Here is a 12412-nt window from a genome sequence, read left to right on the forward strand (position 1 = left end):
GGCCCCGCCGGCGCCGCCGCCGCGTACGCGGCGAAGCTCAAGCGCGCCCAGGTCGCGCGCGTCGCCGTCGCGGCGAAGTGGAAGCTCGCCAAGGTCCCCCTGGTCGCGCCCGCGCCGCCCGCCGTCAAGCCGAGGATCACCACCCGTAAGGGGTTCGAGGTCAAGGGCGGCGCCGCGCTCCCGCCGGTCTTCACCAACGTCCCGGTCAAGAACAAGGTCGTCTTCCTGACGATGGACGACGGCGCCGACAAGGACCCCGAACTGCTGCGGATGATGTCCGAGCTGAAGATCCCGTACAGCGCCTTCCTCAGCGACTACGTGATCAGCGACAACTACGCCTTCTTCAAGAAGATGCAGAAGCGCGGCGTCACCCTGAACAACCACACGCTCCACCACCCCTACCTGCCGTCGATGTCGTACGCGCGGCAGCACCACGAGATCTGCGACCAGCAAGTCAAGATCACGGAGCGGTACGGGGCGGCGCCGCTGCTCTTCCGCCCGCCGTTCGGCAACTACAACCGCGACAGCCTGCGCGCCGCGAAGTCGTGCGGGATCAAGGCCGTACCACTGTGGGAGGCCGAGGCGTTCCCGGACCACATGGAGTGGCGCGGGGATCACAAGCTGCACCCCGGCGACATCATCCTCACCCACTTCCAGGGCCACAAGGAGTGGAAGGCGTCCATGCCCGACCTGATCAGGGCGGTCATGAAGCGCATCACGGACGAGGGGTACGCCGTCGCCAGGCTGGAGGACTACGTCTGAGCCCGGGCCCGCACGTGCCGGGCCCGCACGTGCCGGGCCGGGGCGAGCCCGGAACACCGTGAACGGGGGAGCGGAACAGGGAACGAACAGGAAGAGGAAGCGGACACGATGCCGGACAAGCGCCAGGACCGCACCGAACTGTTCGCCAAGCTGGAGGACCCGGCGACGACCGCCGGGTTCTTCGACCGCGTCGCCGCCGACGTCCGCTGGACGGTCATGGGTACGCATCAACTCGCCGGTACCTACCTCGACAAGCAGTCGTTCGTCGCCGCCACCTTCGACCGGCTGACCCCGCTGATGCGGGAGGGCGTACGGCTGAAGCTCCGCCACCTGCACCTGGACGGCGACATCGCGGTCGCCGAGCTGCTCGCCACGTCCACGACGAACGACGGGGCGCCTTTCGACAACCGCTACTGCTGGGTGTGCCGGTTCGACGGGGACACCATCGTCGAGGTGCGGGCGTACCTCGACTCGGCGATGGTCGCGTACGCCGTCGCCCGCAACGAGGTCCTGGCCGACCGCCGGATCACCGACTGATCCCTGCGCTGCCAGGAGGCGCCCGTACGGCCCAACGCGAGCCCGACACGCGGCCGACGCGCGCCCGACACGCGCGGCCCGCACCCGTATTGACCCGCCCGTGCGACACGTACCCGAACGTGTTCCGCCGCCGCCGTCTCTCCCGGGGAGATCAGGCCGGAGAGGCCGGGCCCGGGGCGGACAGGTCTCGCATCGTCGTACGGATGTACGGAATTCGCGCCCCCTGAGCCGCGCCCCGCTGCCCGAACGGAACCGCCACGAGGCCGTGCGTTGGCACTCCGCTTGACCGAGTGCTAATCGCGGTCATAGTCTCATGTCTGGCACTCCCCACTGGAGAGTGCCAAAGCGCGACTGGCAGATCCGGCACCCGCGACGACGGATCGATCTGGTCGCCACCCCAGACAGTTAAGCCCCGAGATCTCCGAAGGGGGAGGTCGGATCGTGACGACGACCGCCAGCACCAAGGTTGCCATCAAGCCGCTCGAGGACCGCATTGTGGTCCAGCCGCTCGACGCCGAGCAGACCACGGCCTCTGGCCTGGTCATCCCGGACACTGCCAAGGAGAAGCCCCAGGAGGGCGTTGTCCTGGCTGTTGGACCGGGCCGTTTCGAGAACGGCGAGCGGCTTCCGCTCGACGTTTCCGTCGGCGACGTCGTTCTCTACAGCAAGTACGGCGGCACCGAGGTGAAGTACAGCGGCGAGGAGTACCTCGTCCTCTCGGCTCGCGACGTACTCGCGATCATCGAGAAGTAGTTCACCGGACAGATTGCTTTGAGCTGCGCCCTCGGCCCCCCTGCGAATGCCGGGCGGACGGGGGCGCCGTTCAGTTGAGAGGACACAGAAGCTCTAATGGCGAAGATCCTGAAGTTCGACGAGGACGCCCGTCGCGCCCTCGAGCGCGGCGTCAACAAGCTTGCCGACACGGTGAAGGTGACGATCGGCCCCCGTGGCCGCAACGTCGTCATCGACAAGAAGTTCGGCGCCCCGACCATCACCAACGACGGTGTCACGATCGCCCGCGAGGTCGAGCTCGACGACCCGTACGAGAACCTCGGCGCGCAGTTGGTCAAGGAGGTCGCGACCAAGACCAACGACGTCGCGGGTGACGGCACCACCACCGCGACCGTGCTGGCCCAGGCGCTCGTACGCGAAGGCCTGCGCAACGTCGCGGCCGGCGCTTCCCCGGCCGCCCTGAAGAAGGGCATCGACGCCGCGGTCGCCGCCGTCTCCGCGAACCTGCTGGAGACCGCGCGCCCGATCGACGACAAGTCCGACATCGCCGCCGTGGCCGCGCTCTCCGCGCAGGACCAGCAGGTCGGTGACCTCATCGCCGAGGCGATGGACAAGGTCGGCAAGGACGGTGTCATCACCGTCGAGGAGTCCAACACCTTCGGTCTCGACCTGGCCTTCACCGAGGGCATGGCCTTCGACAAGGGCTACCTGTCGCCGTACATGGTGACCGACCAGGAGCGTATGGAGGCCGTCCTCGACGACCCGTACATCCTGATCAACCAGGGCAAGATCACCTCCATCCAGGACATGCTGCCCCTGCTGGAGAAGGTCATCGCCGCCGGTGGCTCCAAGCCGCTGCTCATCATCGCCGAGGACGTCGAGGGCGAGGCGCTCTCCACTCTCGTCGTCAACAAGATCCGTGGCACCTTCAACGCCGTCGCGGTGAAGGCCCCGGGCTTCGGCGACCGCCGCAAGGCCATGCTCGGCGACATCGCCACCCTCACGGGCGCGACGGTCATCGCCGAGGAGGTCGGCCTCAAGCTCGACCAGGCCGGTCTTGACGTGCTGGGCTCCGCCCGCCGCGTCACGATCACCAAGGACGACACGACCATCGTCGACGGCGGCGGCAACAGCGCCGACGTCGCGGGCCGCGTCAACCAGATCAAGGCCGAGATCGACTCCACGGACTCCGACTGGGACCGCGAGAAGCTCCAGGAGCGCCTCGCGAAGCTGGCCGGCGGCGTGTGCGTGATCTCCGTCGGTGCCGCCACCGAGGTGGAGCTGAAGGAGAAGAAGCACCGTCTGGAGGACGCCATCTCCGCGACCCGCGCCGCGGTCGAGGAGGGCATCGTCTCCGGTGGTGGCTCCGCCCTGGTGCACGCCGCCAAGGTGCTCGACGGCAACCTCGGCAAGGAGGGCGACGAGGCCACCGGTGTCGCGGTCGTCCGCCGCGCCGTGGTCGAGCCGCTGCGCTGGATCGCCGAGAACGCCGGCCTTGAGGGCTACGTCATCACCGCGAAGGTCGCCGAACTGGACCTGGGCCACGGCTTCAACGCCGCGACGGGCGAGTACGTCGACCTGGTGAAGGCCGGCGTCATCGACCCGGTCAAGGTCACGCGCTCCGCCCTGGAGAACGCCGCTTCCATCGCTTCGCTGCTCCTCACGACCGAGACCCTGGTCGTCGAGAAGCCCGCGGAGGAAGAGGCCGAGGCCGGTCACAGCCACGGCCACAGCCACTGACGCAGCTCGGACATGTGAGCGCCCGGTGCCCCTTCGGGGGACGCTGTTGGTTGATCCGCCCCGCTGGAAGTCGTCCAGCGGGGCGGATCGCTGTGCGGGTGCGGCTACTGGGCTACGGGTTGCGGGTACGGCTGCGGGTACGGCCGCCCGTGAGGGCCGAACCCAGAACCCAGAACCCCGTAGAAGCGGTTACGCCGGGTCGATGCGGGAGATCGTGCCGCCGATCGCGAGCGCGTACAGCTCGCCGTCGCCGCCCTGCACGAACGAGATGACCTCGCCGCCGTTGACGCCGAGGTCGGTCTGACCCGTCACCTTGCCGTTCTTCAACTGCAGGGTCCGGATGGTGCCGTCGCAGTAGTCGCTGAACACGTACTGCCCCTTGAGCGCCGGGATCGCCTTGCCGCGGTAGACGAATCCGCCGGTCACCGCGCAGCCCAGCCCGTTACGGTCGTACTCGTGGACCGGCGGCACATGGTTCGCCGGTTCGACGCCGCCCCGGAAGGGATGGGTGCCCTCCATGGAGGACCAGCCGTAGTTCTCGCCCCCCTTGCTGGACGCCGGGGCCCAGTCGACCTCTTCCCAGGCGCTCTCGCCGACGTCGCCGATCAGCAGGTCGCCCGTTCCTGCGTCGAAGGAGAACCGCCACGGGTTGCGCAGCCCGTACGCCCAGATCTCGCCCCGCGCGTTCGGGTCGTTCACGAACGGGTTGTCCGCCGGGATCGCGTACGGCTTGCCACCGGTCGGGTCGATCCGCAGCAGCTTGCCGAGCAGTGTGTCGAGCTTCTGCCCGTTGCCGTGCGGGTCGCCGCCCGCGCCGCCGTCGCCGAAGGCGATGTAGAGGTAGCCGTCGGGGCCGAACTTGATGTCGCCGCCGTTGTGGTTCTCGTACGGCTGCGTCTGGGTGAGCACGGTGCGCCGGGTGGCCGGCTGGATCTTGCCCTGCCGCACGGCGAACTCGTCGATGGTGCTGGTGCCTTCGAGGTTCGTGAACGAGATGTAGAAGTGCGCGAACTTCTTGTCGAACGCGATGCCCAGCAGGCCGCGTTCGCCGTCGGTGGTGGTCTCGGCGGATATGTCGAGTACGGGCCCGCCGAGCGTTCCCTTGTTCAGGACCCTTACGGTGCCCGCGCGTTCGGCTATCCACACGGTGCCGTTGGGGCCGGCGGTGCCGGCGGTCGGATTCTGCGCCGTGGCAACTGTCTTGAGCGCGACGTGTGCCGCCTTGGGTCGGGCGGCGGGCTCGTCGGCGGACGCCGTGGATAAGGCGAGCGAACCGAGGAGGCAGATGGTGCCGATGATCGCCGAACTTCTGGTACGAACTTTCACCGTGACCGTCCTAGAGGTGGGGAGTGGGAAGGTCACCCGGCTGCTGGGGCAGAGTGAGAAGGGCGTTACCCCGCGCCAGCACGCAACCTGGGTGGGGGATCGTGTGCCGCTGGCTCCGGTGAGGATACGGGGACAGGGGCATGTTGGCCTAGACCATCTATCTGTTTCCGTTCCCGGTCCGGCACTCTCGGTACGGCCCTCTCGCTCCGGCCCTCTCGGTACGGGTACGAGTACGACCGCCGGCGTCACGCGGAGAGGTGCAGCGCCGCCGGATGTACGGGATCGGCGAAGGGCACCCCCTTCACGAACCGCTCGACCTCGTCGAGCGCCTGGTCGGCCATGCGGTGGATCTCCCCGCCGAGCGAGCCCGCGATATGCGGGGTGAGCAGGACGTTCGGCAGGTCGTAGAGCGGTGAACCGGCCGCCGGCAGCTCGGGTTCCGTCACATCGAGCACCGCGTGCAGCCGGCCGGAGACCAGCTCCGGCAGCAGCGCGTCCTCGTCGATCAGCGAGCCGCGCGCGGTGTTGATCAGCGTCGAACCGTCCGCCATCGCCGCGAGCTGCGCCGTACCGATCATGTGCAGCGTCGCCGGGATCTGCGGCGCGTGGACCGATACGACCTGGCTGCGCGCGCACAGTTCGTCGAGCGGTACGGAGGTCACGCCGAGCGCGGCCGCCGCCGCTGCGTCCACGTACGGGTCGTACAGCAGGACGTCGAGATCGAACGGACGCAGCAGCTCGATGACGCGCCGGCCGATGCGGGAGGCGCCGACGATCCCCACCGTACGGCGGTAGTTGCCGGCGCCGTCCAGCTCGGCGCGCCAGTCGTGCTCCGCGCGCAGGCTCCGGTAGCGCAGCGCCGAACCCAGCACGTTCTTGCCCGCGAAGAGGATCGCGGCGAGCGTGTACTCCGCCACCGGCAGAGCGTTGGCGCCGGCGGCCGAGGCGACGTCGAGGCCGCGCTCCCAGCAGGCGTCGGTGATGTGGTGCTTGACGCTCCCCGCCGCGTGGACGACCGCCCGCAGCCGGGGCGCGCCGTCGAGGACGGCGGCGGTGAGCGGCGGCGCGCCCCAGCAGGTGATGAGCAGTTCGGCCTCGGCGAGCGCGGCGGCCACGGCGGGCACCGGGTCGGTGAGCCGGTCGGCGATCAGACCGGGATCGATCCGGACGAGACCGGTCAGCCTGGTCAGGTGGGCGTCGGTGAACAGCCGCTCGGCGATGCCCGCTTCCATGGAGAGCAGGGCGCGAGGCCGGTGGCCGGAAGGCCCGTTGTCAGTGGCGTCGTGCATGGTGGTACTCAAGCTCCTCGCTGCTGGTCCGTCACCGGTCGCCGGTGCTCGGTCACTTGACGCTGCCGGCGGTCAGGCCGGCCTTCCAGTACCGCTGCAAGGTGATGAAGGCGATGATCAGCGGCGTGACGGCGAGGAGCGAGCCCGTGACGACCATCGGGTAGAAGCTCGGGGTCGACTGGGCGTTGCTGTGCCAACTGAACAGACCGAGGCTCAGCGGATAGAGGCTCTTGTCCGAGAGCATCACCAGGGGGAGGAAGAAGTTGTTCCAGATCGCGGTGAACTGGAAGAGGAAGACCGTCACAAAGCCCGGCATGACCATACGCAGACCGATCGACCAGAACGCGCGCAGCTCGCCCGCGCCGTCGATCCTGGCCGCCTCCAGCGCCTCGTTCGGGATGTAGCCCGCGCTGAAGATCCGGGACAGATACACCCCGAACGGATTGACCAGCACCGGGATCAGCACCGCCCAGTACGTGTTGACCGTCCCCGTCTTCACCGCCAGCAGGTACAGCGGGAGCGACAGCGCGGTGGAGGGCAGCAGTACGCCCAGCAGCACGACGGCGAACAGCTTCTCCTTGCCCCGGAACTGGTACTTGTCGAAGGCGTACCCGGCGGCGACGCTCACCAGCGAGCAGCCGATGGCGCCGATGCCCGCGTACAGCAGGGAGTTGCCGTACCACCGGAAGTAGATGCCGTCCTGGTAGGACGCCAGGTCGGAGAGGTTCCTGCCGAGGTTGAAGCCCTCGAAGGAGAAGACATCGCCGCCGAGGATGTTCCCCGCGTCCTTCGTGGCCGCGGTGATCAGCCAGATCAGCGGGAAGAGGGTGTAGGCGGCGACCAGGATCAGTACGCCGTTGACCGCGGACTTCGACAGCCAGCGGCTGGTGCCGGGGCGGGGCGCCCCGACGGGGGCGCGGTGGGCGCTGGCGCGGCCCGGGGATGTGAGCTGGGTGGCCGGGTCGACCACGAGAGGGGTTGTCATGCTGCCCGCGCCTCCTTCCGGTTGGAGAATCGGGTGACGACGAAGGACAGCACGGCGGCGACCAGCGCGATGAGGACCGAAGCCGCGGCGGCGAGACCGTAGTCGTTCTGCTGGAAGGCCGCGCTGTAGGCGTACATGTTGGGTGTCCAGGCGCTGGTGATGGCCGAGCCGGAGCCCGAGAGGACGAGCGGCTCGGTGAAGAGCTGGAGCGAGCCGATGATGGTGAAGAGCAGCACCAGCGCCACCGACGAGCGGATCAGCGGCAGTTTGATGCTGAAGGCGAGCCGCCACTGACCGGCGCCGTCCACCGTCGCCGCCTCCAGCAGCGAGCGGTCGACGGCCTGGAGCGACGCGTAGAAGATCACGACGTTGTAGCCGATCCACTCCCACAGCGCGATGTTGACCACCGAGGGCAGCGCACCGCCGGACGAGAAGAAGTCGAAGCCGATGCCGCCGGACTGCATCGCGTTGACGACCGGGCTCAGGCCCGGCGTGTAGAGGTAGATCCAGATCAGCGCGGCGATCAGCCCTGGGATGGCGTGCGGCAGGAACAGCGCGAGCTGGAAGAAGCGGCGCGCGCGGGCCAGCGCCGAGTCGAGCAGCAGCGAGACGACGAGCGCGCCGCCGACCATCAGGGGGATGTAGAGGACGCAGTAGCCGAGCAGAATCCAGAAGCCCTCGCGGAACGCCTGGTCGCCGAGCGCGGTGAGGTAGTTGCCGAGGCCGTGGAAGACGGTACGGGGGCCGTCGAAGCCGAGCCCCGACGACTTCTCGGTGAACAGGCTGAGCCAGACCGCGTAGAGGACGGGGATCACCATCGCGACGGTGAACAGGACGAAGAAGGGGGTGAGGAGGACGCCCGCCGCGAGGCCCGTACTGGCCCTGGCGGTACGGGGCCTCGCGCTGCGCCGGGTCCTGGCTGGGTGCCCCTCGCCGGTGGCCCCGGCGGTGGCGTCCGGGCCCGGCGCCTCGTCGATCTTGCCGATGTCTGTACTCATGACGGGTCCTCGACCTTCAGCCCGCGCTTCTTCAGATTGGCGACGGTGACGTCCTGGGTGGTGGTGATGGCGTGGGTCAGCGTGGAACTGCCGCCGACGACCTTGGTGAGTTCGTCACCGAGCGCGTCGTTGGTGGCGCCGGTGCTCGGTCCCCACACCCAGTTCGGCGAGATCGTCCTCCCGGCCTTCTGGTAGAGGGCGTAAAGGTCCTGCCCTCCGAAGAAGCTGGTGTCGAAGGCCTTCTGGGCGACCGGCACCATGGCGGGCGAGGCGGGCAGGGCGCTGGAGGTGCTCGCGCCGATACGCGCCTCGACGGCGTCCTTGGACGTGGACATCCAGAGCGCGAAAGCGGCGGCGGCCGCCGTCTTCGTGCTGTTCTTGCTGACCGCGAAGCTGGAGCCCTGGATCATCCCGCTGGACGGCCTGGCCGCGTCCCAGCTCGGCACCTCGACCCCGGCCCACTTGCCCTTCTCCTCGGGCACGATGCCGGCGAGCACACCCGCGCTCCAGGAAGCGCCGAGGTAGCCGACGATGGTGCCCTGCTTGAGGCCGCTGACCCACTGCGGCGAGAACGAGGACGCCGTACTGACGAGCTTGTCGTCGATCAGGCCCTGCCAGTACTTCGCGGTCTTGACGGAGGCGGGGCCGTCGGCGTCGATCTGCCACGAGTCCTTCGTCGTTTTGAACCACTGGGCGCCGGCCTGCCAGGCCATCGCCTGGAAGAAGGTGGGGTCGTCGGGGAAGAAGCTCGCGATCCGGGTGTCCGGCGCCGCCTTCTTCACCTGCTGGGCCGCCGTACGGAACTCCGCCCAGGTGCGCGGCAGCGGGATGTGGTTCTTGGTGAAGAAGTCCTTGCGGTAGTAGAAGATCTGCGGCGCGGCGTCGGACGGTACGGCCCAGTTCTTCCCGCCCAGCGTGGTGAGCTGGATGGTCTGCGGCAGGAACTTCTTCTTGACCTCAGGAGTGAAGTAGCTGCTCAGGTCCTGGAGCGAGCCCTGGCTGACGAACTGTGAGAGCTGCGGATACTCGATGGAGAGCACATCCGGGGCGATGCCCGCCTTCACCGCGTTGGCGATCTTGGGGTAGCCGCCCAGACCGCCGGAGGGTATCTCGTCGAACTTCACCTTGACCGTGTCGTGCGTCGCGTTGAACTTGTCGACGACCTGCTGGGTGCCCTTGGTCCAGGCCCAGAAGGTGAGGGTCACGGGATGGGCGGCGGTGCCCTCGGCCGGGGCTTCGGCGCCGCTCCCGCCGCACGCTGTGAGGGCGGCGAGCGCGGCCAGCGTGGTGGCTGCGCCCACCAGGGCATGGATCGGACGGGACCAACTGCGGCTCACAACTCGGCTCCTGGGCAGGCGGGGGACAGGCAGTGGCCGTGATCCTTCGAGCCGCCGTGAGCGAAGTCAAGAGCGAAAGATTGATTGATCGGAAAATGATCGAACGGGGCCGCCGCACGATGCCCGTACGCGGAGCCGGGGAAGCAGCTCCAGATGGCGGCGCGGCCCGTCGTCGCCGGGCGTCGTCAACCGCTCGATCAGCAGCTCGGCCGCGTACCGCCCGACCTCGCGCTTGGGCGGCGCGACCGCAGTCAGCGGGGTGTCGGCGAGCGCGGCGACCTCGTCGTCGTACGTGATCAGCGCCAGGTCGCCGGGGACCCGTACGCCCAGTTCGGCGAGGCGCCGCACCATCCAGGTGGCGTCCTCGTCGTTGTGCATCAGCGCCGCAGTCACCTCACCGGCGCGCACCGACTCGTACAGCGCGAGCGCGGCACGCTCGAAGCGCTCCGGGTCCCGCTCGGCCGGCATCGAGTCGATCACCGGACGCGGGGCCGTGAGCCCGAGCGCGTCCAGCGCCCGGGTGTAGCCGGCGCGCACGGCCATCGCGGTGGCACTGTCCGAGCGCCCCACCAGGACCGGTGCGCGGTGCCCGAGCCCCACGAGATGGCATACGGCGAGCAGCACGCCGTGCGCGTGGTCGGAGCGGACCCGGTCCATGTCGTCCAGCGGCCCGCCCGGCACCCCCGTCCGCTCCACCAGCACGGTCGGCACCGGCAGCCGGGTGATCCAGTCGCTGTACGTGGCCGGGTGGTCGGGCGCGGTCCAGCTCGGCGCGACGAGCAGCCCCTCGGCGCCCGCCGCCAGCAGCCCGGCGGCGTGCGCGGCGTCGTCCTCGGCGCGGTACTCAGAGACCCGCAGGATCAGCCGGGCGCCGAGCCGCGCCGAGGCCTCGTGCGCGCCCCGGATGATCTCGGCGAAGTAGTAACCGGCCGCCGGAGCGAGCATCCCGATGACCGGTCCGCCGCCGCCCGCCGCTATGCCGGCCGGGCCCCTGTCCTCGGGCCAGGACACCGAGCCGTGGGCGCGGTCGAGCAGCCCGCGCCCGGCGAGCACCTCCACATCACGCCGCGCGGTGACGGGGGCGACCCCGAGCGCGGTGGCGAGGTCGGACACCCGTACGGTGCCGCGCTCGCGGACCAGATTCAGCAGCCGGTCATGACGTTCAGCGGCACCTTCGCGCACGGTGGGGCCCTCTCGCGGTGTGAAGCCCGGGCAGGCGGTGTCCCGGACGTCACGACCCTAATGCGTACGATCGAAAAGGCGGGCCGATCCGATCATTCGATCAGTCCGCCTCCAACGGATCAAGGGATCACTGCGGGCCGTACTTGCGCCCCGTCTTCGAGGTGATCCCGCCCAGCAGTCCGCGCGGCGCCAGCTTCACCGCGCTCATCAGCGCCTTGTAGCGCGGATCCGGTACGGACACGGTCTTGCCGCGTGCCAGGTCGGCGAGCGCCGCCGCCACCAGCTTGTCCGCGTCCAGCCACATCCAGCCCGGGATGTTGTCCGTCCCCATGCCCGCCCGGTCATGGAACTCGGTCCGCACGAACCCGGGGCACAGCGCCATCAGCCGTACCCCCGAACCGGCCAGATCACGGGCCGCGCCCTGGGTGAACTGCACGACCCACGACTTCGAGGCCCCGTACGTCCCGCGCGGCAGGAAGGCCGCGACCGACGCCACGTTGACGACACCGCCGCGTCCGCGTGCCTGCATCCCCACGACGGCGGCCGAGGTCAGCCGCAGCACCGCCTCGCAGTGCACCTTCAGCATGGTCAGCTCATCGGCCATCGGGACGTCGAGGAAACGGCCCTTGTTGCCGAAGCCCGCGTTGTTGACCAGCAGATCGACCGAGTGCTTGCTCTCGGAGAGCCGGTTCTCGACCGCCTCGATGCCCTGGTCGGTGGAGAGGTCGGCGGTGAGGACCTCCGCCTCGATGCCGTGCCGGTCGTGCAGTTCTGTGGCGTGCTCCCGCAAACGCTCGGTGTCGCGAGCCACCAGCACCAGGTTGTGCCCGTCCGCCGCCAGCCGCCGGGTGAAGGCGGCGCCGATCCCCGCCGTGGCGCCCGTAATCAAAGCAGTCGTCATGCGCGGCACGTTAGCGCTCCCGGAAGCCCGCCCTCACCACGGCTACGTCTCGTACAGCTTCCGCGCCCGCCCCTGCGCCCAGCGCAGCGCCACCGCCGTCGCCGCGACGAGCAGCGCCAGCGGCTCCACGACGTGGGACACACCCTCAGGCGCGACCCGGAACAGCCAGAAGACAGCCAGACCCAGCGCGCCGCAGACCGACAGCGGAGCGCGTACGAGCCACAGCACCACCTGGATCGGGGCCGTGTTGCCCATCGCGGTGTCGGCGCCGATGAACAGCGACTGCGGCACACTGCCCCGGTTGGCCGAGACCAGCGCCGCACCCACCAGAGCGGGCGCCGAGACCAGCACGACCACCGCGGGCCCCACCGGCAGACCGAACGCCGCCAGCACCCCGCACCCCACACCGCCCGCCACCACCAGAGCGGCGATGGGCAGCACCGCGTGCCGCAGGACGAGTGATGGATAGGTGTACGGCAGCAGCCGCGACCTGCGCAGGTCGTCGGCGTCCGTACGGGCCGGCTCGACCCACTGCGCCGCCGCCAGATAGCCGCAGAGCAAGGTCACGACCAGCCCGACGACGATCGCCGGCGTGGTACGGGCGGAGCCCGCCGCAGTCACGG

The 12412-nt window shown here is 69.5% G+C and carries 11 protein-coding genes and 1 pseudogene; 4 read left to right on the forward strand and 8 right to left on the reverse strand.

All coding sequences use genetic code 11. The annotated features are described in order from the left end of the window. From QR77_RS24970 to groL, 4 genes are all read left to right on the forward strand, one after another. The coding region (locus tag QR77_RS24970; protein WP_040024338.1) for a polysaccharide deacetylase family protein at positions 1–762 on the forward strand (762 nt) is incomplete at its 5' end. A 108-nt stretch (positions 763–870) separates the two neighbouring features. Next, positions 871–1299, forward strand: coding sequence for a hypothetical protein (locus QR77_RS24975; protein ID WP_040024339.1), 429 nt, complete (start codon positions 871–873; stop codon positions 1297–1299). A 441-nt stretch (positions 1300–1740) separates the two neighbouring features. Then, entirely contained in the window at positions 1741–2052 is a 312-nt protein-coding gene (gene groES, locus QR77_RS24980; RefSeq protein WP_173476346.1) for a co-chaperone GroES, read from the forward strand. Positions 2053–2148: 96 nt separating this feature from the next. After that, positions 2149–3771 (forward strand): chaperonin GroEL, encoded by a 1623-nt coding sequence (gene groL, locus QR77_RS24985; RefSeq protein ID WP_040024341.1) that lies wholly within the window; start codon positions 2149–2151, stop codon positions 3769–3771. A 189-nt stretch (positions 3772–3960) separates the two neighbouring features. Here groL and QR77_RS24990 read toward each other — a convergent pair whose 3' ends face one another. The 8 genes and pseudogenes from QR77_RS24990 to QR77_RS25025 all read right to left on the reverse strand — a co-directional run. After that, a complete protein-coding gene (locus QR77_RS24990) occupies positions 3961–5097 on the reverse strand; it encodes a PQQ-dependent sugar dehydrogenase (RefSeq protein WP_040024342.1) in 1137 nt (378 codons plus the stop codon). 245 nt (positions 5098–5342) lie between these two features. After that, on the reverse strand, positions 5343–6386 hold the full coding sequence (locus tag QR77_RS24995) for a hydroxyacid dehydrogenase (RefSeq protein WP_052489035.1): 1044 nt from the start codon (positions 6384–6386) through the stop codon (positions 5343–5345). 52 nt (positions 6387–6438) lie between these two features. Continuing rightward, positions 6439–7371, reverse strand: coding sequence for a carbohydrate ABC transporter permease (locus tag QR77_RS25000; RefSeq protein WP_040024343.1), 933 nt, complete (start codon positions 7369–7371; stop codon positions 6439–6441). Beyond that, positions 7368–8369, reverse strand: coding sequence for a sugar ABC transporter permease (locus tag QR77_RS25005; RefSeq protein ID WP_040024344.1), 1002 nt, complete (start codon positions 8367–8369; stop codon positions 7368–7370). Before QR77_RS25005 ends, QR77_RS25000 begins: the two co-directional genes overlap by 4 nt. Then, positions 8366–9706 (reverse strand): extracellular solute-binding protein, encoded by a 1341-nt coding sequence (locus QR77_RS25010; protein WP_040024345.1) that lies wholly within the window; start codon positions 9704–9706, stop codon positions 8366–8368. The genes QR77_RS25005 and QR77_RS25010 overlap by 4 nt, the downstream gene beginning before the upstream one ends. A 66-nt stretch (positions 9707–9772) precedes the next feature. Then, positions 9773–10888, reverse strand: coding sequence for a substrate-binding domain-containing protein (locus QR77_RS25015; protein WP_040024347.1), 1116 nt, complete (start codon positions 10886–10888; stop codon positions 9773–9775). Between the two features lie 127 nt (positions 10889–11015). Then, complete coding sequence (locus QR77_RS25020; RefSeq protein WP_040024348.1) at positions 11016–11789, reverse strand: SDR family oxidoreductase; 774 nt, start codon at positions 11787–11789, stop codon at positions 11016–11018. A 42-nt stretch (positions 11790–11831) separates the two neighbouring features. Then, positions 11832–12412, reverse strand: a pseudogene (locus QR77_RS25025) (hypothetical protein); the annotation flags it as partial.

Source organism: Streptomyces sp. 150FB, from assembly GCF_000818195.1.
Taxonomy (GTDB): domain Bacteria; phylum Actinomycetota; class Actinomycetes; order Streptomycetales; family Streptomycetaceae; genus Streptomyces.